Source organism: Limnomicrobium aquaticum (assembly GCF_040545545.1).
Taxonomy (GTDB): domain Bacteria; phylum Pseudomonadota; class Alphaproteobacteria; order Rhizobiales; family Rhizobiaceae; genus Ensifer_A; species Ensifer_A aquaticum.
Genome location: NZ_JBEPMB010000001.1, coordinates 426,810 through 453,446 on the forward strand (window position 1 = coordinate 426,810; position 26,637 = coordinate 453,446).

23 protein-coding genes are annotated in these 26,637 nt (G+C 61.4%); 22 read left to right on the forward strand and 1 reads right to left on the reverse strand.

Annotated features, from left to right (window positions below; genetic code table 11):
- Position 1 precedes the first annotated feature (1 nt).
- The 22 genes from murG (at position 2) to ABID16_RS02225 (ending at position 24,655) form a co-directional block, all read left to right on the forward strand.
- Positions 2 to 1,126, forward strand: a complete 1,125-nt coding sequence (gene murG, locus ABID16_RS02120) for an undecaprenyldiphospho-muramoylpentapeptide beta-N-acetylglucosaminyltransferase (RefSeq protein WP_354554703.1) — start codon at positions 2 to 4, stop codon at positions 1,124 to 1,126.
- Positions 1,123 to 2,529 carry a UDP-N-acetylmuramate--L-alanine ligase gene (gene murC, locus ABID16_RS02125; RefSeq protein WP_354554704.1) on the forward strand — a complete coding sequence of 469 codons (1,407 nt, stop codon included), beginning with the start codon at positions 1,123 to 1,125 and terminating at the stop codon, positions 2,527 to 2,529. Before murG ends, murC begins: the two co-directional genes overlap by 4 nt.
- Positions 2,530 to 2,534: 5 nt before the next feature.
- Positions 2,535 to 3,509: a UDP-N-acetylmuramate dehydrogenase gene (gene murB, locus ABID16_RS02130; protein ID WP_354554705.1), complete on the forward strand. Its 975-nt coding sequence runs from the start codon at positions 2,535 to 2,537 to the stop codon at positions 3,507 to 3,509.
- A 108-nt stretch (positions 3,510 to 3,617) separates the two neighbouring features.
- Entirely contained in the window at positions 3,618 to 4,700 is a 1,083-nt protein-coding gene (locus tag ABID16_RS02135; protein ID WP_354554706.1) for a WD40/YVTN/BNR-like repeat-containing protein, read from the forward strand.
- Positions 4,693 to 4,977: a MoaD/ThiS family protein gene (locus tag ABID16_RS02140; protein WP_354554707.1), complete on the forward strand. Its 285-nt coding sequence runs from the start codon at positions 4,693 to 4,695 to the stop codon at positions 4,975 to 4,977. The genes ABID16_RS02135 and ABID16_RS02140 overlap by 8 nt, the downstream gene beginning before the upstream one ends.
- 270 nt (positions 4,978 to 5,247) lie before the next feature.
- Positions 5,248 to 6,174 carry a D-alanine--D-alanine ligase gene (locus ABID16_RS02145; protein ID WP_354554708.1) on the forward strand — a complete coding sequence of 309 codons (927 nt, stop codon included), beginning with the start codon at positions 5,248 to 5,250 and terminating at the stop codon, positions 6,172 to 6,174.
- Positions 6,171 to 7,094: a cell division protein FtsQ/DivIB gene (locus ABID16_RS02150; protein WP_354555875.1), complete on the forward strand. Its 924-nt coding sequence runs from the start codon at positions 6,171 to 6,173 to the stop codon at positions 7,092 to 7,094. Before ABID16_RS02145 ends, ABID16_RS02150 begins: the two co-directional genes overlap by 4 nt.
- Positions 7,091 to 8,419, forward strand: coding sequence for a cell division protein FtsA (gene ftsA / locus ABID16_RS02155; protein ID WP_354554709.1), 1,329 nt, complete (start codon positions 7,091 to 7,093; stop codon positions 8,417 to 8,419). The genes ABID16_RS02150 and ftsA overlap by 4 nt, the downstream gene beginning before the upstream one ends.
- Positions 8,420 to 8,498: 79 nt before the next feature.
- Positions 8,499 to 10,355, forward strand: coding sequence for a cell division protein FtsZ (gene ftsZ / locus ABID16_RS02160; RefSeq protein ID WP_354554710.1), 1,857 nt, complete (start codon positions 8,499 to 8,501; stop codon positions 10,353 to 10,355).
- Between the two features lie 272 nt (positions 10,356 to 10,627).
- Complete coding sequence (gene lpxC / locus ABID16_RS02165) at positions 10,628 to 11,584, forward strand: UDP-3-O-acyl-N-acetylglucosamine deacetylase (RefSeq protein ID WP_354554711.1); 957 nt, start codon at positions 10,628 to 10,630, stop codon at positions 11,582 to 11,584.
- A 243-nt stretch (positions 11,585 to 11,827) separates the two neighbouring features.
- The gene (locus ABID16_RS02170) at positions 11,828 to 12,700 is read left to right on the forward strand and encodes an outer membrane protein assembly factor BamD (RefSeq protein ID WP_354554712.1); all 873 of its coding nucleotides are present in this window, start codon (positions 11,828 to 11,830) and stop codon (positions 12,698 to 12,700) included.
- A gap of 4 nt (positions 12,701 to 12,704) precedes the next feature.
- On the forward strand, positions 12,705 to 14,369 hold the full coding sequence (recN, locus tag ABID16_RS02175) for a DNA repair protein RecN (protein ID WP_354554713.1): 1,665 nt from the start codon (positions 12,705 to 12,707) through the stop codon (positions 14,367 to 14,369).
- A 4-nt stretch (positions 14,370 to 14,373) separates the two neighbouring features.
- Positions 14,374 to 14,634, forward strand: a complete 261-nt coding sequence (locus ABID16_RS02180; RefSeq protein ID WP_354554714.1) for a DUF4160 domain-containing protein — start codon at positions 14,374 to 14,376, stop codon at positions 14,632 to 14,634.
- Positions 14,635 to 14,638: 4 nt separating this feature from the next.
- Complete coding sequence (locus ABID16_RS02185; protein WP_354554715.1) at positions 14,639 to 14,905, forward strand: DUF2442 domain-containing protein; 267 nt, start codon at positions 14,639 to 14,641, stop codon at positions 14,903 to 14,905.
- 32 nt (positions 14,906 to 14,937) lie between these two features.
- The gene (cls, locus tag ABID16_RS02190; RefSeq protein WP_354554716.1) at positions 14,938 to 16,380 is read left to right on the forward strand and encodes a cardiolipin synthase; all 1,443 of its coding nucleotides are present in this window, start codon (positions 14,938 to 14,940) and stop codon (positions 16,378 to 16,380) included.
- Positions 16,381 to 16,401: 21 nt separating this feature from the next.
- Positions 16,402 to 17,211 (forward strand): endonuclease/exonuclease/phosphatase family protein, encoded by an 810-nt coding sequence (locus tag ABID16_RS02195; protein ID WP_354554717.1) that lies wholly within the window; start codon positions 16,402 to 16,404, stop codon positions 17,209 to 17,211.
- Between the two features lie 69 nt (positions 17,212 to 17,280).
- Complete coding sequence (gene ligA / locus ABID16_RS02200) at positions 17,281 to 19,692, forward strand: NAD-dependent DNA ligase LigA (RefSeq protein ID WP_435532346.1); 2,412 nt, start codon at positions 17,281 to 17,283, stop codon at positions 19,690 to 19,692.
- 208 nt (positions 19,693 to 19,900) lie between these two features.
- On the forward strand, positions 19,901 to 22,000 hold the full coding sequence (locus ABID16_RS02205; RefSeq protein WP_354554719.1) for a sensor histidine kinase: 2,100 nt from the start codon (positions 19,901 to 19,903) through the stop codon (positions 21,998 to 22,000).
- Positions 22,000 to 22,446, forward strand: coding sequence for a response regulator (locus ABID16_RS02210; RefSeq protein WP_354554720.1), 447 nt, complete (start codon positions 22,000 to 22,002; stop codon positions 22,444 to 22,446). The genes ABID16_RS02205 and ABID16_RS02210 overlap by 1 nt, the downstream gene beginning before the upstream one ends.
- Entirely contained in the window at positions 22,443 to 23,516 is a 1,074-nt protein-coding gene (locus ABID16_RS02215) for a sensor histidine kinase (protein WP_354554721.1), read from the forward strand. The genes ABID16_RS02210 and ABID16_RS02215 overlap by 4 nt, the downstream gene beginning before the upstream one ends.
- Positions 23,517 to 23,634: 118 nt before the next feature.
- Positions 23,635 to 24,342, forward strand: coding sequence for an AzlC family ABC transporter permease (locus tag ABID16_RS02220; protein ID WP_354554722.1), 708 nt, complete (start codon positions 23,635 to 23,637; stop codon positions 24,340 to 24,342).
- Position 24,343: 1 nt separating this feature from the next.
- Positions 24,344 to 24,655, forward strand: a complete 312-nt coding sequence (locus ABID16_RS02225) for an AzlD family protein (RefSeq protein WP_354554723.1) — start codon at positions 24,344 to 24,346, stop codon at positions 24,653 to 24,655.
- Between the two features lie 48 nt (positions 24,656 to 24,703).
- Here ABID16_RS02225 and ABID16_RS02230 read toward each other — a convergent pair whose 3' ends face one another.
- A complete protein-coding gene (locus ABID16_RS02230; RefSeq protein WP_354554724.1) occupies positions 24,704 to 26,536 on the reverse strand; it encodes an aminopeptidase P family protein in 1,833 nt (610 codons plus the stop codon).
- Between the last annotated feature and the right edge of the window lie 101 nt (positions 26,537 to 26,637).

The following is a 26,637-nucleotide window of genomic DNA, read 5'->3' on the forward strand; positions in this document are numbered from 1 at the left end:
CATGAGCAAAGGTATCGTCATGCTGGCAGCCGGGGGAACCGGCGGCCATCTTTTCCCCGCGGAAGCGCTCGCGCATAGCCTCAAGGCGCGCGGCTATTCGGTTCATCTGGTGACCGATTCGCGTGCCGAGCGTTATGCCGGCAAGTTCCCGGCCGATGAAATTCATATCGTCCCTTCAGCGACCATCGGTTCGAAGAACCCGATTGCCGTTGCCAAGGCGCTCTTCACGCTCTGGCAGGGTACGAACCAGGCGAAGGCGCTGATGCGTCGCATCAAGCCAGTCGCTGTCGCCGGCTTTGGCGGGTATCCGACCGTTCCGCCGCTTCTCGCTGCGTCCCGTCTCGGCCTGCCGACCATGATCCATGAGCAGAATGCCGTGATGGGTCGTGCCAACAAGATGCTGGCACCGAAGGTCAAGGCGATTGCCGGGGGCTTTCTGCCGGAGACCGAGGGAGAATATGCGTCGAAGACGGTCACGACCGGCAACCCGGTCCGTCCTGCGGTCCTGAAAGCTGCAGCACAACCTTATGTGCCGTCAGCGGGTTCCAATCCATTCAAGCTCGTTGTCTTTGGCGGCAGTCAGGGCGCGCAGTTCTTCTCGACCGCAGTGCCGACCGCGGTTACGTTGTTGTCGCCGGAACTGCAGCAGCGTCTGGTGATTTCCCAGCAGGCGCGGCCCGAGGATGCCGAGGGCGTAAAGGCCTGCTATCAGAAACTTGGAATCAACGCGGAAGTTGCTCCCTTCTTCACGGACATGGCCGAACGGATTGGTGGCGCGCATTTCGTCATCTGCCGTTCCGGCGCGTCTACCGTATCGGAAATCGCGGTGATCGGGCGGCCGGCACTGTTCGTGCCCTATCCGTTTGCGCTTGATCACGATCAGGCGGCCAATGCAGCGCTTCTGGTAGAGAAGGGCGGAGCCAAGGTTGTGCAGCAATCGAAGCTCTCCGCCGAAAAGCTGGCTGATGTCCTGAAGATCGCCATGGAACAGCCGCAGCGGCTGCTTGAGACCGCGCATGCCGCCAAACTTGCAGGCAAACCGGATGCGGCGAACTTGCTTGCCGATCTCGTGGAGGCTATTGCGGCGGGAAAGACGGTTTCAGAATTCAAGGGTCAACGCACATGAAAATGCCCCAGAGCATCGGGCTCGTCCATTTCATCGGCATCGGCGGCATCGGCATGAGCGGCATTGCCGAGGTACTGCATAATCTCGGGCATCGCGTGCAGGGTTCGGATCAGTCCGACAGCGCCAATGTGCAGCGCCTGCGTGCCAAGGGCATCGATGTTTTTGTCGGGCACAAGGCCGAGAACCTCGGCGATGCAGAAGTGGTCGTTGTCTCGACCGCGATCAAGAAGAACAATCCGGAGCTGATCGCCGCGCGCGAAAAGCTGCTGCCTGTCGTGCGCCGCGCCGAGATGCTGGCCGAACTGATGCGCTTCCGCAATGCGATTGCCATCGGCGGCACGCATGGCAAGACGACGACAACCTCGATGGTCGCGGCGCTTCTCGAAGCCGGTGGGCTGGACCCGACGGTCATCAATGGCGGCATCATCAATGCCTATGGCACCAATGCCCGCATGGGCGAGGGCGAGTGGATGGTGGTCGAGGCGGATGAGTCCGACGGCACCTTCCTCAAGCTTCCGGCCGATGTGGCGATCGTCACCAATATCGACCCGGAGCATCTCGACCACTACGGCAATTTCGATGCGGTGCGCGCGGCCTTCAAGCAGTTCGTCGAGAACGTGCCCTTCTATGGCTTCGGCGTCATGTGCCTCGACCATCCGGAAGTGCAGGCGCTGGTCAGCCGCATCGAGGACCGCAAGGTCGTCACCTATGGTGCAAACCCGCAGGCCGATGTCCGGTTCATGAATATCCGCATGGAAGGGCCAGTTTCGGTTTTCGACGTCGAAATCCGTCGCCGTCGCACAGGAGAGACGATCCTCATCGATAATCTCCGCCTGCCCATGCCAGGACGGCATAACGTTTCCAACGCGACCGCGGCCGTGGCCGTGGCGCAGCGCCTCGGCATTTCGCCGGATGCGATCCGCAAGGGCATTTCGTCCTTCGGCGGCGTCAAGCGACGCTTCACTTTTGTCGGCGATTGGAACGGTGTGTCGGTCTATGATGACTACGGCCATCATCCGGTCGAGATCAAGGCAGTGCTGCGTGCGGCCCGCGAGGCCTGCCAGGGCCGTATCATTGCGGTTCATCAGCCGCATCGCTACAGCCGCGTGGCAAGCCTCTTCGAAGACTTCGCCGGCTGTTTCAACGATGCCGACACGATCATGATCGCGCCGATCTATGCGGCGGGCGAAGACCCGATCGAGGGCGTGACTGCGGAAGAGCTTGTCTCGCGCATCAAGTCCGCCGGCCATCGCGACGCGCGCCTTGTTTCCGGTCCGGCAGATATTGCGCCGGTGGTGGCGGGCCTTGCCAAGCCGGGTGATTTCGTAGTCATGTTGGGCGCAGGTAATATTACAAGCTGGGCGGCAGCATTGCCGGAAGAATTGAAGAAGATTGCAGGTTAAGGCGCATGAAACAGGTTGACGGTCAGAAACTCTTGGAGTCCTTCGGCGATGCGATGAAGGACGTGCGCGGCCGCATGACACCGGACGCGCCGATGGACCGCGTCACCTGGTTCCATGCCGGCGGTCTGGCCGAACTCATGTTTCAGCCGCATGACGTTGACGATCTCGTCACCTTTCTGAAAGGCCTGCCGGACGATGTGCCGCTGACCGTGGTCGGCGTCGGATCGAACCTGCTGGTGCGCGATGGCGGCATCAGGGGCGTCGTGGTGCGCCTTTCGGCCAAGGGCTTTGGCGATGTCGAACTCGCGGGCGAGAACCGCATCAAGGCCGGTGCGATCTGCCCGGACAAGAACCTCTCCGCCATGGCGCTCGACAACGGCATCGGCGGCTTTGCCTTTTACTATGGCATTCCCGGCTCTATCGGCGGCGCGTTGCGCATGAATGCCGGCGCCAATGGCGGCGACACGAGCGAGCGTCTCATCGAGGCGCATGCGGTGGACCGCAAGGGCAATATCCATGTGCTCTCCAAGGCCGAGATGGGCTATGCCTATCGCCATTCCTCGGCTCCGGAAGGCCTGATCTTCACCCATGGCGTCTTCGAAGGCTATGCGGATGACAAGGCGAAGATCCGCCAGGAAATGGACGCCGTGCGCCATCATCGCGAGACGGTGCAGCCCGTGCGCGAGAAAACCGGCGGCTCGACCTTCAAGAACCCGGAGGGTCACTCTGCCTGGGTGCTGATCGACGAGGCCGGCTGCCGTGGCGTGCTGAATGGGGGCGCGCAGATGTCGCCGCTGCATTGCAACTTCATGATCAATACGGGGCAGGCCACCGCCCACGATCTCGAATATCTTGGCGAAATGGTCCGCGCCCGCGTGTTCGAACATTCCGGCATCAAGCTGGAATGGGAGATCAAGCGGCTCGGCAATTTCATGCCGGGGCTGGAGATCAAACCGTTTCTCGGCGTCACCACCGAGTAAAAGAAGCGGACGCCGGCGGAGACACCGGCGTTTTTCTTTTCATAAAAGGTTGACTTCAACATATTGAAAACTTGCGCTATGGTAACTCCATCCAAGGGAGGGGAGTTCATGGCAAAGCGCGTTATCCTGTTGATCGGTACGAAGAAGGGCACGTTTATCGCGGAAAGCGACGAGGCGCGGCAGGACTGGTCGTTGAGGGGCCCATTCTGCGACGCCTGGCCGATCAACCATGTCGTTGGCGATGCCGCGACAGGCACGATCTATGCGGCGGGCGGCAACGAGTGGTTCGGGCCCTCGGTCTGGAAGTCCACCGATCTCGGTGTAACGTGGACGCGCTCGGGCAACGGCTTCAACTACGCTGAGGGCGAAGATCCGGTAAAATCGGCCTGGAGCCTCGCGAAATCGCATGGCCGGCTTCATGTCGGCGTCGAGCCGGCAGGGCTTTTCGTCAGTGGTGACGACGGCGAAAATTTCGAACATGTTGAGTCACTTCGCGCGCATCCTTCGCGTGAAACATGGGTTCCGGGCGCGGGCGGTCTTATCCTGCATTCGATCGTGCCGCATCCCGATGATCCTAATGAACTCTGGGTGGCGATCTCGACGGCGGGCGTCTTCCACACCGCCGATGGCGGCAGGACGTTTGACGCGCGCAACAAGGGCACGCGCGCCGGCTTCATGCCGGAAGGCATGCAATATCCCGAAACGGGGCAATGCGTGCATTGCATCGTCATGGCTGCGGGACGGCCCGACCGGCTCTACCAGCAGAATCACACGGGCATGTATCGCTGCGACGATGGCGGTGAGCAGTGGGTGAGCATCGAGGAGGGGCTACCTTCCGAGTTCGGCTTCCCGGCAGCGGCCCATCCGCATGATGCGGACACGGTTTTTTTCATTCCGCTCAACGGGGCGATCGAGGGCCGTTATGTGCCGGATGGCAAGACGGCCGTGTGGCGCAGCCGTGATGCAGGCTCGACATGGTCGGCACTGCGCAACGGGTTGCCGCAGGAGAATGCCTTCTTCGGCGTGCTGCGCCAGGCGATGGCCACCGATAACCTCGATCAGGCGGGCATCTATTTCGGCACCAACACGGGCACGCTTTACGGCAGCCGCGATGAGGGCGATACATGGGGTGTGGTCGCGCAGCATCTGCCGGTCATTCATTCCGTGGAGACCATGGTCATTGATGCGTGAAACACCTGACACATCCTGCGAGGTGGTCCTGCCAGATGCGCTTCTGAGGCTCTATCCGGAGGCGGAGCGGCGGCTGACCGTCTCCGCCACCAATGTCGGTACGCTGATCGATGAACTCGATCAGCGCTGGCCGGGAATGGGCGCGTGCCTCAGAGATTCGCGGCCATCCGTGCGCAAGCACATTTCGATCATGATCGACGGCGAGCGGAGCGCACTGGCGACGAAAATTGCGCCCGGCGCCACGGTCTTTGTACTCACGGCCGTCAGCGGCGGTTGACGCCTTGTTCTAGCCTGGAACACGAGCCGGGCCTGTCTTCATTCTCTTCCTCAACCCCCTGATTTCTCGGGGCTTCGGCGCCACGTGCCTTTCTTGCCATTTCCGAAATATTTTTGTCGGTAACGCCCCGCGGTTAACGAAAGTAAACGCTTCATTAACCATTCGTGGGTCTATTGGTTAACGATTTTCGCGGTATTGCGCTCGAGTTTCACAAAAGGCTCGTGCAAGCCTGCGGCGGGAAAATATCGTGTAGAGAGATTGGGGTGTATCGTGGGCGTCAAGCATGTCGCAGTTCTGATGGGCGGGTTTTCTTCCGAGCGGCCGGTGAGCCTCTCGTCGGGGAACGCCTGCGCTGACGCGCTTGAGACTGCGGGCTACAAGGTCACACGCATCGACGTCGAGCATGATGTCGCGAGCGTTCTGCTTGAGTTGAAGCCCGACGTCGTGTTCAATGCGCTGCATGGCCCTTTCGGCGAAGACGGCAAGATCCAGGGAATTCTCGAATATCTGGAAATTCCCTACACGCATTCGGGCGTCATGGCCTCGGCGCTTGCCATGGACAAGGCGGTTGCAAAGACGCTCGTCAAGGCTGCCGGCGTGCCGGTGGCCGAGGCCAAGGTGCTGAACCGCTTCGATTTCACCAGCGAGCATCCGATCAAGCCGCCTTATGTCGTGAAGCCGGTCGCGGAAGGTTCGTCGTTCGGGGTCATCATCGTCAAGGAAGATCAGTCGCATCCGCCGCAGGTTATCACCTCGTCGGAATGGCGCTATGGTGACCGCGTCATGGCGGAGCGCTATGTCTACGGCCGCGAGCTGACCTGCGCCGTCATGGGCGATGTGGCGCTCGGCGTCACGGAAATCGTGTCGAAGGCGAATAGCTTCTACGATTATGATTCGAAATACGCAGTTGGTGGCTCGGAACACATTCTTCCTGCGCAGATTTCACCGAAAATTTACCAAAAAATACAAACATTGGCCCTGAAGGCGCATCAGGCGGTCGGCTGCCGTGGCGTGAGCCGATCGGACTTCAGGTATGACGACCGTTTTTCCGAAGATGGCGAACTTATCTGGCTCGAGATCAACACGCAGCCGGGCATGACCCCGACCTCCCTTGTGCCTGAAATGGCCGCGCACGCCGGTCATTCCTTTGGTGAATTCCTCACGTGGATGGTGGAGGACGCGTCGTGTTTGCGATGAGACGTCGGGGCAGGGTGTATTACGGTCTTGGCGGTGCGGCGGCATCCGATCCGGATGCTGCGGGCGTGCTGCCGCGTCCGGTTCGTCGCGCGTTTCGCCTGGCTGTATCCCTGGCCAACGGCCGGGTCACAATTCCACGCTTTGCCGGTATTGCCGCCGCCATGTCGCTTTTTGCTGCGACCGGCCTCTATGGCATGGTGCTGGGTGGTCATACGGGCGCGGTTGCGGAAGCCACGACGTCCGCCATCGGTTTCTCCATCGACAACGTGAAGGTCTCCGGCAATCTGCAGACGTCCGAAATCGACATTCTGCAGCAGCTTGGCCTCGACGGCTCGTCCTCGGTTGTCTTCCTCAGTGCCGCCAGTGCGCGCGAACGTCTGATTTCGCTGCCCTGGGTCGAGAATGCCGAAGTGCGCAAGGTCTATCCGAGCACGGTCGAGATCAAGCTTTTCGAGCGCACCGCCTATGGTATCTGGCAGCATGGCGACGAGCTTTCGCTGATCGAGAAGGATGGCAAGGTGATCGCACCGCTGCGTGACAACAAGTTTGCCAGCCTTCCGCTCTTCGTCGGTGATGGCGCACAGCTCGAGGCTGCGGCCTTTGCCGAACAGCTTTCGAACTGGCCCGACGTTCAGGCGCGTATCAAGGCCTATATCTGCGTCGGCGGACGCCGCTGGGATCTGCGCATGGACAATGGCGTGGTCGTTCGCCTGCCGGAAGAGAATATCGCCCGTGCGATGCACACGCTCTCGACGTTGGAACAGGATCAGCAGGTTCTGGAGCGTGATATCGAAACGGTTGACCTGCGCCTGCCTGATCGCACGACGATCCAGCTGACCGAAGGTGCGGCTGCGCGCCGCGACAAGGCGGTCGCGGATCGCGCGAAAATGCTCAAGAAGCTGATGGAGAAGGGCGCGTGAGTCTGTTTGGTTCCTCCTTCGGTCTGCCCCGCCTCCGGCCGCTTTCGTCAAAGCGGTCGCATGTGGTTTCGGTGCTCGACATCGGTTCGACGAAGATTGTCTGCATGATCGGCAAGCTGACGCCGCGTCCGGAAAGCGAAGTGCTTCCGGGTCGCACGCACAATGTCGAAATTCTCGGCATCGGCCATCACAAGTCGCGCGGTGTGAAGAACGGCGTGATCACCGATCTGGAAGCCGCTGAGGGCGTTGTGCGCCTTGCCGTCGATGCTGCCGAGCGGATGGCGGGCCTCACGGTCGAAAGCCTGATCGTCAACGTCTCGTGCGGACGTCTCGGAAGCGACATTTATACCGCGTCGATCGATCTCGGCGGGCAGGAGGTCCAGGAAACTGATCTTCGCCGCGTTCTGCAGGCTGCCAGTCAGTCGTCGATGAAGCAGGACCGCGCCATGCTGCATGCGCTGCCTACGGGCTATTCGCTCGACGGCGAACGCGGCATCAAGGACCCGGTTTCAATGTATGGCGAGTTGCTCGGCGTCGACATGCATGTCGTGACGGCCGAGCGCTCGGCGCTGAAGAATCTCGAATTGGCCGTAAACCGCGCGCATCTGTCTGTCGAAGGCATGATCGCGACCCCCTATGCGAGCGGCCTTGCGGCACTTGTTGACGACGAGGCCGAACTCGGCTGTGCGGCCATCGACATGGGCGGTGGCACGACGACGATCTCGGTCTTCGCGGAAGGCCGGCTTGTTCATACCGATGCCGTCAATCTCGGCGGTCATCATGTGACGACGGACCTGGCGCGCGGCCTCTCCACCCGGATCGAGGACGCGGAGCGGTTGAAGACGGTGCATGGGTCGGCGATTGCGACGACGATGGACGAGCGCGAGATCATTTCTGTTCCGCCCATGGACGGCGACAGCGAGAGCCAGCCGGTCAATGTGCCTCGCGCGCTTGTTTCGCGAATCGTGCGCGCCCGCATCGAGGAAACGCTGGAGCTGATCCGCGACCGCATCCACAAGTCCGGCTTCTCGCCGGTCGTTGGCAAGCGGGTCGTGCTGACGGGTGGCGCCAGCCAGCTGATCGGCCTGCCGGAAACGGCGCGCAAGATCCTGGCCCGCAATGTGCGGGTCGGACGTCCGCTGGGCGTCTCGGGCCTGCCGGCTGCGGCCAAGGGTCCTGCATTTTCGACGGCGGTGGGTCTGATGATCTATCCGCAGGTTGCCGAGCTTGAACAGCTGGCGACGCAAAGTGGCCTGCTCAGCGGGTTCGGCAGCGGCAACGGTCGCATCGCCCGTGTGGGGCAGTGGCTCAAAGACAGTTTCTGACCGCCACGGCGGTCAACACATGAACAACACGAATCTGCCGTTACGGCGAAACGGCAAGAACCAGGAAGGAACGGGTACCATGACTATCAAGTTGCAGAAGCCGGATATCACGGAGCTGAAGCCACGCATCACCGTTTTCGGTGTTGGCGGTGGCGGCGGTAACGCAGTCAACAACATGATCAATTCCGGTCTGCAGGGCGTGGAGTTCGTTGTCGCGAACACCGACGCGCAGGCGCTCACCATGAGCAAGGCCGATCGCATCATCCAGATGGGCGTGCAGGTCACCGAAGGTCTCGGCGCGGGTTCGCAGCCGGAAGTCGGTCGCGCTGCCGCTGAAGAATGCATCGATGAAATCATCGATCACCTGAACGGCACCCACATGTGCTTCGTCACCGCCGGCATGGGCGGCGGCACGGGTACGGGTGCGGCCCCCATCGTCGCCCAGGCCGCCCGCAACAAGGGCATCCTGACCGTCGGCGTCGTCACCAAGCCGTTCCACTTCGAAGGCCAGCGCCGCATGCGCCTGGCCGATCAGGGTATCGCCGAACTGCAGAAGTCGGTCGACACGCTGATCGTCATCCCGAACCAGAACCTGTTCCGCATCGCCAACGACAAGACGACCTTCGCAGATGCTTTTGCGATGGCCGACCAGGTGCTCTATTCGGGCGTGGCCTGCATCACCGACCTGATGGTCAAGGAAGGCCTCATCAACCTCGATTTCGCCGACGTCCGTTCCGTCATGCGCGAAATGGGCCGTGCGATGATGGGTACGGGCGAAGCTTCGGGCGATGGCCGCGCCATGGCTGCCGCGGAAGCTGCAATCGCCAACCCGCTGCTCGACGAAACCTCGATGAAGGGTGCGCAAGGGTTGCTGATCTCCATCACCGGCGGTCGCGACATGACGCTGTTCGAGGTTGACGAAGCTGCGACCCGCATCCGCGAGGAAGTCGACCAGGACGCCAACATCATTCTCGGCGCCACCTTCGACGAATCGCTGGAAGGCATCATCCGCGTGTCGGTCGTTGCCACCGGCATCGACCGCAATGTTTCCTCCGAGGACGTCCGCCCGGCCGCCCCGGTACGCCCGATCGCTCGTCCGGCGGCAGCCGTGACGTCTGCTCCGGTTGCCGCCATTTCGCCGGCCTATCAGCAGCCGGCTGCCAAGACCGTTGACCCGGTCGCCGAAACCATCCGTCAGGCGGAAGTCGCCATGGAGCGGGAGCTTGAAATCGCCGTTCAGCCGGCTCCGGCCGCTGTTCAGCAGCCGGCAGCCCAGCAAGACACGTTCCGCCCGCAGAGCCGTCTCTTCACGGCGCCTCCGGCCGACATTGCTCCGGCTCCGGTTGCTCCGCGTCCCGTTCCGCAGCCGGTCGCTGCAGCACCCGTCGCCCCGGCTCCCCTGCCGCGCGTCGAGCCGGTTGCCGCCGCTCCCCGCATGGAAGAGCCGCGCCGTGCCGAGCCCATGATGGAAATTGCCCCGCGCGTCGAGCAGCCCGCTCCGATGCCGGTTGCGCCGCAGCCGATGGTCGCCGCCATCGCGCCGGAGCCGGTGATGCAGCCCGTCACGGAGCGTCGCGAGCCCGACATGGCCCGCATGCCGCGCATCGAAGACTTCCCGCCGGTCGTGAAGGCCGAGATGGATCATCGCACGCGCGATGTGCCCTCGCATGGTGATGAGCGCGGCCCGATGGGCCTGCTCAAGCGCCTGACGAACTCGCTCGGCCGCAAGGAAGACGAGATGCCGGCAGCGCCCGTCGACATGACCGCACCCCAGGCTGCCCAGCAGCAGCGGCGTGGTCTTTCGGCTGAAGCCAGCCTCTACGCTCCGCGTCGCGGTCAGCTCGACGACCTCGGTCGCACGGCGCCGAAGCCGGCCTCGTCGCATGAGGATGACCAGCTCGAAATCCCGGCCTTCCTGCGCCGTCAGTCGAACTGAGTTTGTCCACAGGGACTTACAAACGCCCGGCCTGAAAACGGCCGGGCGTTTTCGTTTTAACACATTGGAAACATTTCGATCTCTGCATCGCTTCAAAACGTTACAAAGCGATAAAAACAGTGATTTGGCCTTTTCGGGCGAGGGGACTATCTAGTTTCATGACAAGGGGCTCATCTATGTGAGTCCGCGCAGACATGGACCAAGAAAGCTCCGGGTGTCAGCGAGTATGCGTAATGGTGGCCAAGGCCGCAGGTAATGATCGGAAGGTTCTGATGGGCGTTGATTTTCTGGGCTTGCAAACAACCATTGCAAACTCTTTTACGCTGGAGGGCGTAGGCGTTCATTCGGGATCGGAGGTGAGTGTTACCTTTCTGCCCGCTGAAGCCGGTACGGGTATCGTTTTCCATCGCATGCATGAGAATGGTGATGTCACCGAGCTGAAGGCGGTTTCGTCGCAGGTCGGCAACACCGATCTTTGCACCATGCTCGGCTTTTCGCCCGCAACCTCCGTTGCCACGATCGAACATCTGATGGCAGCGCTCTATGCCATGGGTGTCGATAATGTCGTCATCCAGGTCACCGGCGCTGAAATTCCGGTGATGGACGGCAGTTCCGCTCCGTTTATCGAAGCCATGGAACTGGCCGGGACGCAGACGCTGGGCGTCAAGCGCCGTTACATTCGTGTGATCAAGCCCGTGCGCATCGAAGCCGGCAATTGCTGGAGCGAGTTCGTTCCGCATGACGGCACGCGATTCGAAGTGGAAATCGATTTTCCGACACCGCTGATCGGCAAGCAGTCCTGGAAGGGCGAACTGACGGCAGCCTCCTTCAAGAACGAGCTCTCCCGCGCCCGCACGTTCGGCTTCATGCGCGATGTGGAGCGTCTTTGGGCGGCCGGTCTGGCGCTCGGCTCCTCGCTCGAAAACTCGGTGGTCATTTCGGACAACGATACGGTCGTGAACCCGGAAGGCCTGCGTTACAAGGGCGACGAGTTCGTCCGTCACAAGACGCTGGACGCCGTGGGCGACCTTGCGCTGGCCGGCGCACAGTTCATCGGCTGCTACCGCTCCTATCGCGGCGGCCACAAGATGAATGCACTGGCGCTCAAGGCGCTGTTGCAGGATCCGTCGGCTTACGAAGTTGTGGAAGCGCCCGTGAGCCGTCAGCGCGTTCGCGCTTTCGAGATGATCGCGGTTAACGCGCCGGAATTCGCGCCCTGGAGCGCCTGAGCCGGGCAGGTCTCATCGGCTTGAGACTTGTCGAGTGACGAGACTTGATTTCGAACAAACGACATTCATCTCAAAAATTCTTGCGTGATGAACAGCCCGATTGGGCTGTTCTTTGTTAGAAACGCCACAAAATTGCGGCAAAGGCCGATCATGGCGTTGCTCTCGACATGCGTTTGGAGATAGAAACGCGTCACTGGCGGTTCTGACATATTCAGCATGGCCGCTTCAAATGGGACTTTTCCGATGGAATTTGCGAATACCGCCGCGCTGAACAAGAAAGTACGATTTGTTCTCGTCTCTGTCGCGCTTGCCGTGGCCGGGGCCGGTCTGACGGCGTGCAACAGCGACCCGGATATCGACATCACCAAGATCAAGGCGAATACGGATCCGGCGGACAAGCTCTATGCTCAGGGGTTGGCCAACCTGAATGCCGGCAATGTCGGCGAAGCGAAGGCAAAGTTTGCCGCCATCGACAAGCAGGATCCCTTCTCGGAAGAAGCCCGCAAGGCGCTCGTGATGAGCACCTTCCTCAACTATCGCAACGGCCAGTTTGACGAAGCCATCACGGCCGGCAACCGCTACATGAAGCTGTATCCGGAATCGAAGGACGCAGCTTACGTTCAGTATCTGGTCGGCCTGGCCTTCTACAAGAAGATCCCGGACGTGACGCAGGACCAGCGTTATGCCGCCGAAACGATGAAGGCGATGCAGGCTGTCGTCGACAATTATCCGACCTCCGAATATGCCGACGATGCGCGTGCCAAGGTTCGCATGGCGAAGGACCAGCTGGCCGGCAAGGAAATGCAGGTGGGGCGCTACTATCAGGAGCGCAAGGAATATATCGCCGCCGTTTCGCGCTATCGCAACGTGGTCGAAAGCTACCAGAGCACCAACCAGACCCAGGAAGCGCTCGCTCGTCTGGTGGAGTGCTATTACGCCATGGGCGTGACGTCGGAAGCCCAGACGGCTGCTGCGGTCCTCGGTGCCAACTATCCCGACAGCCAGTGGTACGCGGATTCGTACAAGCTGCTGCAGTCCGGCGGCCTGGAGCCGCGCGAAAATTCCGGCTCGTGGATTTCCCGCGCTGCCAAGAAGCTGGTGCTCGGCGAAGGCTGATACCATGCTTGCCCAGTTGTCGATCCGCGATATCGTTCTGATCGAACGGCTGGACCTTGAGTTCTCTGCCGGCCTGTCTGTTTTGACCGGCGAAACGGGTGCCGGCAAATCCATTCTCCTCGACAGTTTGTCGCTTGCGCTGGGCGGACGCGGCGATGGCTCGCTCGTGCGTCACGGCATGGAAAAGGGGCAGGTGACTGCCTCGTTCGATGTCGGCATGGAGCATCCGACGCGCCTCCTGCTGCGCGAAAACGGGATCGACGACGACGGCGACCTGATTTTCCGCCGTCAGCAATCCGCCGACGGACGTACCAAGGCCTATGTCAACGACCAGCCGGTCAGCGTGCAACTGATGCGCGACGCGGGCGCCCTGCTTGTCGAAATTCATGGTCAGCATGACGACCGGGCTTTGGTCGACATGCATGCGCATCGCCTGCTGCTTGACGCCTTTGCCGGTCTTTCCGCAGAGGCCGAGCGGGTGGGGCAGGCGTGGCGAAGCTGGAAGCAGGCGGAGAAGGCGTTCGAAACGCATCGGCAGAAGGTCGAGGCGGCCGCGCGCGAAGCCGACTTCCTGCGCTCCGCCGTTGAAGAGCTGGAAAAGTTGTCGCCGGAGGACGGCGAAGAGGATGTGCTGGCCGAGCGCCGCACCGCCATGCAGAAGTCCGAGCGCATTGCGGGTGACATTTCCGAGGCTTCCGAATTCCTCAATGGCAATCACTCGCCCGTGCCGGAAATTGCCTCCATGCTGAGACGGCTGGAGCGCAAGAGCCATGAGGTTCCAGGTCTTCTTGAAGACACTGTCGCGCTGCTCGATGGCGCGCTGAATCAGTTGTCCGATGCGCAGATGGCGGTGGAGGCAGCACTGCGCAAGACGGAATTCGATCCGCGCGAACTGGAGCGCGTCGAAGAGCGCTTGTTTGCTCTACGCGCTGCGTCGCGGAAGTATAATGTTCCTGTGTCCGACTTGCCCGCGCTCGCCGTGCGGATGATCGGCGATCTGGCAGACCTTGATGCTGGCGAAGAAAAGCTCGGCAAGCTGGAGGCGGCCGTTGCTGAGGCGAAGCAGCATTACTTCGCGCTTGCCCGCACGCTGTCCGACAAGCGGCACAATGGTGCCGTGGCGCTGGCCGAAGCGGTCATGGCGGAACTTCCGGCGCTCAAGCTCGAGCGCGCCCGCTTCTTTGCCAATGTGGCCAGCGACGATGCCAATGCGGCTTCTTCGGGGATCGATCTTGTCGAATTCCACGTCCAGACCAATCCCGGTACGCGGCCCGGCCCCATCATGAAGGTTGCGTCAGGCGGCGAGCTTTCGCGCTTCCTGCTGGCGCTGAAGGTGGCGCTTGCCGACCGCGGTTCGGCGCCGACACTGGTCTTCGATGAAATCGACACCGGTGTGGGCGGGGCCGTGGCGGATGCCATCGGCCAGCGGCTGAAGCGCCTTTCGGAGAAGGTTCAAGTCCTGTCCGTGACCCATGCGCCGCAGGTTGCCGCGCGCGCCGCCACGCATCTCCTCATCTCCAAGGGACCGACGGGTGACGCCGGCACGATCGCCACCCGTGTCCACCGCATGGACGAGGCCGCCCGCCGCGAAGAAATCGCCCGCATGCTCGCAGGCGCGACTGTCACCGATGAGGCGAGGGCCGCAGCGGCGAGCCTGCTGGGCGGATAGGGCGATGCCAATCATCTGCCAGTTCTTTGGAATTGTGATCCGCATGTATTATGACGATCACAATCCGCCGCATTTTCACGCCTACTATGGTGATGAACAGGCAATCTTCTCCATAGAAACGCTTGAGCTTATGGAAGGGTCGCTTTCGAGGCGCGCGAAGGTTATGGTCGTCGAGTGGGCTTTGGAACATCGACACGAACTGCTCGCAGATTGGGCGTTGGCGGTGAAGCACATGCCTTTGAACAAGATCGAGCCACTGGAATAGGTTGATGAGAAAACTCTCAAAGGTGACAGCCAGACCGGATTATCAGTTGGAAGTCGTTTTCGACGATGGTCTGTCCGGTGTTATAGCGCTCAAGGATCGGTTGTTCGGCCCGATGTTCGAGCCCTTGCGCGATCCGACATTTTTCGAGCGCGTTGAAATTGACGCCTTCGGTGCTCCGCTGTGGCCCAATGGCGCGGATTTGGATCCAGATGCGCTGTACAAGAGCTTGACCGCCGACCGAACAAGAGGCTCCGTCGAGCGAGTTCTCTAGGGCAAACATCTCCATCCACGAGGAGTTCGCGTGTGTATGCCCTTCTGACGACCTACTGGCCGCATATTCTGCTCGTGCTTTCGATCGTCATGGGCGGTGTGGCGGCCATTCATGCGACGATGAGCAAGCGGGATGTACGATCGGCGGTCGGCTGGGTGGGCGTTATTCTACTGTCGCCCATTCTCGGCGCCGTCATCTATGCGGTGGCCGGGATCAACCGGATGCGTAGGCAGTCAATTATCGCGCGCGGCACGATGCGCAATGAGAGGCTGCGAGGCGAGCGCGTGTCGCAGCCGGTGTCGCAGGAGGACTACGAGACGGCTTTCGGTCCGCATTTCGGCGCGCTCAAGACGCTGGGCGACCGGGTGGCCGGGCCGCTCCGTGACGGCAATCTGGTCACGGTGCTGGCGAGCGGCGACGAGACCTATGATGCGCTTTGCACGGCCATAGACACAGCCGAACGCAGCGTCATTCTGGAAACCTATATCTTCGATCGCGACCGGGTCGGTCTGCGCATTGCCGAACGGCTTGCGGCGGCGGTCCAGCGTGGCGTCGAGGTGCGGGTGCTGATCGATGCGGTCGGCGCGCGCTACTCGGTGCCCAGCATCGTGCCCACTCTGCGCGACCGGGCCATTCCCGTTGCCGACTTCAACGGGCAGGTCATCGCCGGCTTGCGTCTTCCCTATGCAAACCTGCGCACCCACCGCAAGATTGCGGTGATCGACGGCAGGATCGGCTTCATGGGTGGCATGAATATCCGCGCGGCCTTCAGCGGGCCGGGGGCTGCGCTCGATACGCATTTCCGTGTCACCGGGCCGATTGTCGGCGATCTTCTCGCTGTCGCGGCTGATGACTGGCATTTCGATACTGGCGAATTGCTCGAGGGGGACGCCTGGCGCGCAACAACCGAGCCTGTCGAGGATACGTCGATGATGGCGCGCGTGGTGGTTTCCGGGCCCGACGCCAATCTCGAAACCAATCACAAGGTCATGATGGGAGCAATTTCGGTTGCCGAGCGTTCCGTTCGCATCATGTCTCCGTATTTCCTGCCGGACGGCATTCTGCTGGGTGCGATTGCCACCGCCGCGCTGCGCGGCGTGGCGGTGGAGGTCGTCGTGCCTGCCAAGAACAATCTCGGCATTGTTGCACGCGCCATGACCGCGCAGTTCGGCGAGACGATCCGCAGTGGCGTTCGCATCTTCAAGGCCGGCGCTGTGTTCAATCATTCGAAGCTGATGATCGTCGATGACAAATGGGCCTATATCGGCTCCTCCAACATGGACTCGCGCTCGCTGAGACTGAATTTCGAAATCGACATGGAGGTGCATGACCGCGCATTCGTGCGCGACCTTCACGCCCGGTTCGACGAGGCGTTGGAGGGTGCGAGCGAAGTGACGCAGGAGACGCTGCGCGGCCGGCCGTTTCCGATCCGTCTTCTCGACCGTATCTTCTGGCTTGCCTCACCCTATCTGTAGTTTTCCATGCGCGATCCCGTCATGAAACCCCATCGAAATCTGGCAGAAGCTTTCGTCTCCTCCATCCGGCGCAAGCGGACGGAGGCATCGGTGCGCCATGCTTTCGGCGAGGCGGAGGAGAGGCTGGTCGTTGCCTCCTACAATGTCCACAAATGCGTGGGCACGGACGGCAGGTTCGATCCGGGCCGGGTGATGGATGTCATCCGCGAGATCGGCCCTGACGTCATGGCGCTGCAGGAAGCCGACATGCGTTTCGGCGAGCGCGCCGGGTTGCTGGATCTCAACCGCCTGCGGCTGGAGACGGGACTTGTCGCCGTGCCGATGAAGACCGTTTCCAAGTCGCATGGCTGGCGCGGCAATGTCATCCTTGTGCGGAAGGGCGCGTTGAAGGATGTGCATGAAGTGGCGCTGCCGGGGCTGGAGCCGCGCGGCGCGCTGGTGGCGGAGCTGGAACTCGACAACGGCGCGAGCCTGCGGATCATCGCTGCCCATCTCGGTCTGCTGCGCCGGTCGCGCCAGCAGCAGGCGGAATTCCTGCTCGAACTCATGTCCCGGCGCGGTGACTGCCCGACGTTGCTCATGGGTGATTTCAACGAATGGCGGCTCGGCAAGCGTTCGGCGCTCAAGCATTTTGAAGCCGTGGTCGGGCCTCTTCCGCCGGCGTTGCCGAGCTTTCCGGCGCGGATGCCGATCCTGTCGCTCGATCGCATCATCGGCAATCGGAGGGGCATGATCGCCAACATCGCCGTTCACGACACGCCGCTGGCGCGGCTGGCGTCGGATCATCTGCCGTTGGCGGCGGTTGTGGATCTCGATGCTGTCATAACTTGACTGCCGAATTGGATGTGAGGTTGTTCGAGAATAATCGACGGGATAAGAACACTCCGCTTGGCTTTGGTCATGAATGGGAACCGTGCGACCGTGGTCGTGTTTCCCTTACTTGTGTTTGAGGAATCCGCGATGAAATTGCTCGGTCTAAATCGGAATGAAATAATCAACTCGATTGCTGACGATTATTTGTTGATTGCTCCCAATCTGCACAAAGCACCGCTCGCAGAAGCTTTGCGATCTTTCGATCAGCGCTATGGCAATGATGTGGTCAATGTTCTGTTTGAAGTTCACGAATTTATTCATGAACTACCTGAAAAGAAGCGTGTTCAGAGGCTTAATCAATTAGTAAATGACGGTGATAAATTTGTTGCAGCCTATGTGAACAGTCTGCACGATGTGATTAAGGACGCCAACGAACAGTATCACACATATGACAAGCCAATGATGTCGGATGCAGCTTTTGATGAGCTACTCCGCTTCTATAAAGCTTTGTTGAGAAATAGTGAGCCGTTCGCCGAACTGCTTCGAGATATCGCAAACATGAAGGGTGCTGCGCCGCTTGTGACATTCTCACAAGTAGTCCATGCGCGGCCGATGCTCTCGCTCGACAACCTTTTCACCGACGAGGACGTGACGGACTTTGTCGCCAGCGTCTATCGCTTCCTCGGACGCTTGCCTGACAATTCCATCGCCTTCACCTCTGAACCCAAGATCGACGGGCTTTCCATGTCGATCCGCTACGAGAATGGGAAGATGGTGAGCGCCGCCACGCGCGGCGACGGCGCGGTTGGCGAAAACGTGACGGCCAATATCCGCACGATTTCCGAAATTCCGCAGCAGCTTCCCGCCGATGCCCCGGCCGTCGTCGAGGTGCGCGGCGAGGTCTACATGGCCAAGAGCGCCTTTCTGGCGCTGAATGCGCAAATGGAGGCTGAGGGCAAGCAGACCTATGTGAACCCGCGCAATACGGCGGCGGGGTCGCTTCGCCAGCTCGACCCGAAGGTGACGGCGAGCCGCAAGCTGAAATTCTTCGCTTATGCCTGGGGCGAGCTTTCCGAGCCGCTTTCGGAAACGCAGCTCGGCAATGTCGAGGTATTCGAGCGCTGGGGTTTCCCGGTCAATCCGCTCATGAAACGATTCCATTCGGCAGCGGAACTCATTGAACATTATCGCCAAATCGGCATGGCTCGCGCCGGCCTCGACTACGATATCGACGGCGTTGTCTACAAGGTGGACCGGCTCGACCTGCAGGAACGGCTCGGCTTCCGCTCGCGCTCACCGCGCTGGGCGACCGCCCACAAGTTCCCGGCAGAGCAGGCAACGACCGAGCTGCTGGAGATCGACATTCAGGTTGGCCGCACCGGGGCACTGACGCCGGTGGCGCGGTTGAAGCCGATCACGGTCGGCGGCGTGGTCGTCACCAATGCGACGCTGCACAACGAGGATTACATCAAGGGCATCGGCAATTCCGGCGAGCCACTGCGCGAAGGCCGCGATATCCGCGTCGGCGACACCGTCATCGTCCAGCGCGCCGGCGACGTCATTCCGCAGATCGTCGATATCGTGATGGAAAAGCGGCCCGAGGGGGCTGGGCCGTATCAGTTCCCCCGGACGTGCCCGGTCTGCGGCAGCCATGCGGTGCGGGAAATCAATGAGAAGACCGGCAAGGAAGACAGCGTGCGCCGCTGCACCGGCGGCTTCGTCTGCTCGGCACAGGCGATCGAACATCTGCGCCATTTCGTCTCTCGCAACGCCTTCGATATCGAGGGGATGGGCACGAAGCAGGTCGAGTTCTTCTTCACTGCCGACGACCCGGCGCTTTCCATCCGCACAGCGCCAGACATTTTCACGCTGGAGGAGCGGCAGCGCGGGTCGCTGGCGAAGCTTGAAAATCGTGACGGCTGGGGCGCGACCAGCGTCACGAAGCTTTATGCCGCGATCAATTCGCGCCGTTCGATTGCGCTCAATCGCTTCATCTTCGCCCTCGGCATCCGCCATGTCGGTGAGACGACGGCGAAGTTGCTCGCACGGTCTTACGGGTCGGTCGAAGCGTTTCTGGAGGGGATGCAGGCCGCCGGCACGTTTACGGGGGATGCGTGGAATGACCTGAACAACATTGACGGCATCGGCGAGGTCGTCGCGCGCGCCGTGGTCGAATTTTTCCATGAACCGCGCAATATCGAGGTGATCGACCGGCTGCTCGCCGAAGTGAAGCCTGAGCAGATGGTGGCGGCCGACACGACCGGCTCGCCGGTTGCCGGCAAGACGGTCGTCTTTACCGGCTCGCTGGAGAAGTTCACTCGCGATGAGGCCAAGGCGAAGGCCGAGAGCCTTGGGGCGAAAGTGGCGGGCTCGGTGTCGTCCAAGACCGATATCCTGGTCGCCGGGCCGGGTGCAGGATCGAAGCTCGCCAAGGCGCAGGAGCTTGGCGTGCAGGTCATGGACGAGGATGGCTGGTTGTCGCTGATCGCGGGGCTTTGAAAACGCCCGGATGGCTAACGGTCTACGCTCGCCGGTCTCTGGTGGATTTTCCGAAATCGCCAAAGAATCAAAAATATAGCCCCTAGATTGCGCGATACACAGCTCGGGCCTGCTCGATTAACACTGTCTCTCTTTGAAACGAACCGGGGGAGCAGCGGGCGTGCCCAGTCGCGCTTTGAAAGTGTCGCGTTCCTTGCAGACGAGGATCATGGTCCTGTCTGTAGGCATTGCTTTTGTTGCGGTGTCTGTGGTCGCGTTCTTTTACGACCGGCGCGCGACCGATCTGGTGATCACCACCGCGTTGGAGCGCCTCGCGTCCGAGACGCGGCTTCTCGCGCAGCATCTGGATTTTGCTGGTGGCGCGGTTGAACGCGACGCGGCCTTTGCCGCCGAGGGGCCGCTTGCCGCCGGCCTGATCCAGGAGCCGGGCAATGTTCGCTATCTGGCCGCCGCTGCGTCGGTTTACGGACGCATTCTCGAGCGGCGCGGCGATTATCTGCAGGTTCGGATCGTGTCGCTCGATGGCGGGCGCGAGGTCGTTCGGGTCGTTCAGAATGGGCCGACGACAAGAGTGGTTCCCGCCGCGGAGCTTGTCTCGATTGCCCGCGAACGCTTCTTTCAGGAGGCGGCATCCAATGTGCTCACCAGGACTGCGCGCTATGCACATGTCGAGATGGCACCAAGGCCCGATGCCCCTGCAGCAGCACCCGTTGCCACCTGGCGCGTTCTTTATCCGGTGCCCGATGCAACCGGCAGGGCGATCGGCTTCGCCATCATCGATGTCGATTACGCCGTCATGCTTGAAAGCGTTCTGCGCGAGTCGCCGGAGGGACGCGATGTGTTGCTGTTCAACAGCGATGGCGATCGTTTCGAGCGGCTGGCCGGCTCGGAGACCGTGCGCTTTCTGATGCACGATCGGGATAGTGCCGCGGCTTTCATCGACCCTCGGCAGATTGCGCCGGGCCGGGCAGAGGCTGCTGTGCACCAGGACGGTGCGATCTCCTTTGTCGTGCGTCGCTTTTTCAACGCCCAGCAGGCCTACGGATTTGTCGGGGTGGCGCTCAGGGAGCCGGAAAGCAGGCTTCTGTCACTCGCCTGGGAGGCGCGGCGGGAGACGCTGATCATCGGGGCGCTCATTCTTTTGTGCGTGGTCATTGTCTCGCTTCTCGCCTCGCGCCGCTTTGCCGAATATGTGGTCGATGTCGCCGGGCGGTCTCGGGCGGTGATCGACAGTGCGCTCGACGCCATCGTTTCCATCAATGATGCAGGGGAGATCCTGTCCGCCAATCCAGCCGTGGAACGGGTCTTCGGCTACCGGCCCGACGAACTCATCGGCCGGAGTATCGATTCCCTCATGGGAGGTGCCGCTCCTGGCGCCCACGATATCTATCTCGATCGCTACCGCCAGACCGGGGTCAGACAGGTGATCGGCCACGTGCGGGAGGTGACGGCGCGGCGGAGCGACGGATCCCTGTTTCCGGTCGAGCTTTCCGTCAGCGAGACGAACATCAACGGTCAGCGCATCTATACAGGCAATGTTCGCGACATTTCCGGACGCAAGGCGGCCGAGGCGGAGCGGGAGCGACTGATCGAGGCGCTGGCGCGCTCAAACCAGGAACTGGACGAGTTTGCCTTCGTGGCCTCGCACGATCTGAAGGCACCATTGCGTGTTATCGACAATGCGTCCAACTGGCTGGAGGAGGACCTTGCCGGCAAGCTGGATGCCGAGAGCCGCGAGAATTTGCACCTCTTGCGCAGCCGGGTCAGCCGCATGGACCGGCTGCTCGACGACCTGCTCGAATATTCCCGCATCGGGCGCAAGACGAACAACCAGTGGCGCGAGGTCGTGACGGGTGCGCAGTTGCATGACGACGTCATGGCGCTGCTGCCACAACGGGCGGGCATGACGGTGACCTTCGACCAGGGTTTCGAGGCGACGTCCTTTGCGCGCATGCCGTTGCAGCAGATCCTGATCAATCTGATCGGAAACGCGCTCAAACATCACGATCGCGAGGTCGGGACCGTGCTTGTCAAGTGCGAGGAGGGCGCGCAGACCTACCTGATCTCCGTGATTGACGATGGGCCGGGTATCCCGGATGAGTATCACGAGCAGATATTCAAGATGTTTCAGACGCTCAGACCGCGCGATCGTGTGGAAGGCAGCGGCATGGGCCTGGCGATCGTCCGCAAGCATATCGAAGTCATGGGGATGCGTCTCACTGTGGTGCGGGCTGGCGAAAGGGGAAGCATTTTCTCTTTCTCCTACCCGCGGCCGGCCGGTGATAGGGACAATGGGGAGGCTGTTTGATGGCGCTGTTTGCAAGATCGGGCGCAACCGATGTGAAGATCCTCCTTGTCGAAGATGATGACGGCGATGCGAAGGCGGTCACGCGCGCCTTCGCCAAGGCCAATATCGGAAATCCGATCATTCGGGCGCAGGACGGTGTGGAAGCGCTCGCCTATCTCACGGAAGCGGAGAAAAAGACGCAGATCCGGCCGCCGATCCTGCTGCTCGTTGACCTGAACATGCCCAGAATGAACGGGATCGAGCTGGTCAGGGCGTTGCGCGCGCATCCGGAGTTGCGGCGGACGGTCGTTTTCCTCCTGACGACATCAAAGCGGGAGGAGGACATGGCGGCTGCCTATGACCTGAATGTCGCGGGCTATATCGTCAAGCAGAATGCCGGGGTGGATTTCCTGAACCTCGTCGGGATGATCGACAGTTTCTGGAAGATCGTGGAACTGCCGGCATGACATCGGCAAAGCTTCGACTTCTCATCGCGGATGACGACGACGGCGACCGCAGGCATTTGCGGCGGCTTATCCGTGGCTGCGGTCTTTTGTGCGAGATCGATGAGGCTCTCGATCTGGCCGAGGCCGAAGCTGCCTGCGAGGCGCGTGCCTATGATTGCGCCATCATCGACTATCGCATGCCCGGCGGAAATGGCCTGAAGGGGATCGTCGCCATTCGCGAGCGTCACCCGCTGCTGCCCATCGTCATGGTGACGGGGCAGGGGGATGAACTGATCGCCAGCGAGGCGATCAAGCTGGGTGCGGCCGACTATGTTCCGAAATCGCAGCTGTCGGAAGGCTATATTGCGCATGTGATCAAGAGCGCGCTGCGCAAGGCGGAACTGGAGCGGATCGTAACCGACCAGCGCGAGGAACTGGAGCGTTTCGGCCATGTGCTTGCCCATGACCTCAAGACTCCGATCCATCAGATCCGCTATCTAGTCGAGTTCATCGAACGCGATCTGGAGGAGGGCAACCGCGAGCAACTGCGCACCAACCGTGATCGGCTGCTCGCCACGGCACGGCGGATGGAAGACCTGATCAATACCCTCCAGAGCTACTCCATGACCGAAAAGCCGATCGAGGTGTCGGTCATTTCGCTGGATGGTGCAGTCGAGGGTTGCCTCTCCAATCTCGCAAGCGAGATATCGGCCCGCGGTGCCACGGTGTCCTGCGATCCGCTGCCGTTGGTGCGTGGCAACCTTTCGCTGCTCACGCAGCTCTTCCAGAACCTCGTGGGGAACGGCCTCAAATATTGCGGCTCCGCCAGTCCGGAGGTTCTCATCTCAGCGCAGAGCGATGGTCCCGAGGTGACGGTTTCCGTTTCCGACAACGGGATCGGCGTGCCACCGCCAGAGATGCAGCGGATCTTCCAGCCATTCCAACGGCTGCACCGGCAGGCGGAGATCGAAGGGACGGGGCTGGGGCTGGCGATCTGCCGCAAGATCGTCGAGCGCCATGGCGGTCGCATCTGGTGCGAAGCCCGGCCCTCGGGCGGCAGCATTTTCCGCTTCACGCTCAATGCCGCCTAGCACAGAGCTGGATGTCTGTTTCCAGACCCTCAAAAAAATTTGAGCGGTCATCAAGCGAATTCACTTGAACGCGCGTTGGATGGGTTGTCTTAAGAACTCTTTCCAGCAGGGTAGCGGCATGTTCATTAAAGACTTCAAGGCCGGGCTTAGGCGCATCGCGCCCATCATTATCTCGGCCGCGCCCTTCGGCGTGCTTTTCGGAGCAGTGGCCGTGCAACACGGCATGAGCATCGCGGAAGCAACGCTGATGAGCGCCGTCATTTATGCCGGGGCCAGCCAGCTCGTCGGCGTCAACCTTTTCGATCAGCATCTGCCGGCCTGGGTGGTGATCCTTTCGATCCTGGCGGTCAATTTCCGGCACATTCTCTACTCTGCCGCGATCGCACGCCATGTCGATCTCTTGTCCCCGTGGCAGAAGGCGGTCAACTTCTTCCTCCTGACCGATCCGCACTATGCCGAGATCGAGCGGCAGGCGCATTCGGGTCAGCCGGTCACCTTCGGCTGGGTCATGGGGCTTGGTATCGGATTGTATGTTCCATGGATGGTGCTGACCTATGCCGGCTGCGTGCTGGGCGCCTTTATCGGCGATCCGAAGTCCATCGGGCTCGATGTGCTGCTGCCGGTCTATTTCCTCGGGCTCGTCATGGGCTTCCGCAAGCGGCCGAACTGGCTGCCGGTGGTGGTTGCCAGTTCGCTGGCGTCTATTGCCGCCATCAAGTTCGTCGGTTCGCCCTGGCATGTCAGCATCGGGGCCGTGGTAGGCATCGTGGTCGCGGCCCTCATGCCGCTGCCGTCGAACACGCATTCCGAGATCGAGGAGGGCTGACATGGAGACGTTGTTTCGGCCCGAAATGCTCATCATCATTTTCGGTGGTGCGGTCGCGACCTATCTGACCCGCGTCGCCGGATATCTGATGATCAAGCGGTTCAAGACCATTCCCCCACGCGTCGAGGCCGGGCTGAATGCCGTGCCTGCCGCAGTTCTGACCACGCTGGTTGCCCCGGCCGCGATTACGGGCGGCATCGAAACGGCGATTGCCTTGCTTGTTGCGCTGATCGTGGGGTTACGGGTTTCCGGCATTACGCTCATCGCCATCGGCTGGGCCGTGGCGATGGTGATCCGGCATTTCATCCTTTAATTTCATTATCGGATATTTTTATAAATTTATCATCCGATAATGAAGATTTCAGCCGATTGGCCCGGTGGCCTGCTCCAGCCAGTCGCGGACCTTTGCATCCCCGATCAGCGGCATCAGCTTGTCCAGCGTGGTCGCGTGATAGGCGTTCAGCCAGTCGACTTCCTCGCGCGTCAACAGTTCGGGCAGGATCAGACGCCGGTCGATCGGGCACCATGTGATGGTCTCGAAGCCCAGCATGGATCGGTCGCCGCCAGCGATTTCGCTCGCGGCTTGAACGACAATCAGGTTTTCGATGCGGATGCCGAAGGCGCCGGGGCGATAGTAACCGGGTTCGTTGGAGAGGATCATGCCGGGCAGGAGCTCCTGCATCGCGGCGCGCGAGATGCGCTGCGGGCCCTCATGCACGGACAGATAGGAGCCGACGCCATGGCCGGTGCCGTGGCCGTAATCCGCGCCTGCCTTCCACAATGCGATGCGGGCAAGCGGGTCGAGATCGACGCCACGCGTGCCTGCGGGGAAGCGGGCGGTCGAGATGCCGATCATGCCCTTGAGAACGAGTGTGAAGAAACGCTTCTCCGTCTCGCCGACTGTGCCGATCGCGATCGTGCGGGTAATGTCAGTCGTGCCGTTGCGATACTGGCCGCCGGAATCAACAAGGAAGAGTTCACCGGGTTCGAGCCGCCGGTTCGTGTCGCGAGTGACGCGATAGTGGATGATGGCGCCATTGGGGCCTGCGCCCGAGATCGTGTCGAAGGAGATGTCGGCCAGCTGGTTCTGCATGCGCTCGCCCACGCGACGGCGGCACGCTTCCAGACGCTCGACGGCTTCGATCTCCGTGAGTGAGCCCGGCTCGGCATCATCGAGCGAAGCGAGGAACTCGACCATGGCCACACCGTCCTGGATGTGGGCGGCGCGGGTGCCTGAAAGTTCCGCCTCGTTCTTGATGGCGCGAGGCAGGGCGCAAGGATCGGTGGCCTCCCTGATCGTGCCACCCGCGCTTTCGATCAGGCGCACGAGTTCATAGGAGACGATGCCTGAATCCACTTCAACGGACGCGCCGCGCGGACCCAGCGCGGCCAGTGTCTCTGCGAGGTCGGCGGGCTCGCGGATTTCGCAAATCTGGGTGAGGTAGGCCTTTTCCTCGATCCCTGTCTTGCGGGCGTCCAGGAAGATCTCGGCGAGCCCATCCGCATGGATGATCGCGCGGGCGAGGGGATGCGGGGTGTGCGGGACGTCCGAACCGCGGATATTGAAGGCCCAGGCGACGGAGGAGGGGTCGGCGATCAGAACCGCATCGCTACCACGCGCCTTGACCCCTTCCGCTATGGTCGCGATCTTGTCGCGGGCGAGGGTCCCGGAATGCTGGTGCTTCTGGATGGTCACGCGGCCCAGCGGTTCGGCAGGACGGTCGGTCCAGATCGCGTCGAGCGGATTTTCGGGGAGAAAGACCAGCGCTCCGCCCTTGGCCTCCAGCGCGGCCTTCAGTTTGCGAACCTCCGCGATGGTGTGAAGCCACGGATCGATGCCGAGACGGAAGCCCTGGCTGGCGTGATTGGCGATCCAGTCCGCCGGCGGCTCCTTGACGAGATCGCCGGGCGTGAAGACCTCCTGATCGACCTGTTGTGCAAGCTGAGTGACATAGCGACCGTCCACAAAGACCATCGCAACATTCGCGGCAATGAGGGCCGCGCCCGCGGAGCCGGTAAATCCCGTCAGCCACGCAAGGCGCTCGGCAGAGGCGGGCACGTATTCGCCCTGAAACTCGTCGGCGCGCGGCACCAGGAAACCGTCGATGCCGAGGCTTGTCAGGCGCTCGCGCAGAGCGCGGACGCGGGGCGCACCGTTTGCGGGGCTGGCGGTGGATTCGAAGCTCTGGAACATGATGCGGCCAATCGATCTGATGCGTGAGAACCCGAGCTTTAAACCATCTGTGCCGCCGACGCCAAGGCTTGGGTCGAGAGAGGATTTTTGACCAGAAAGTC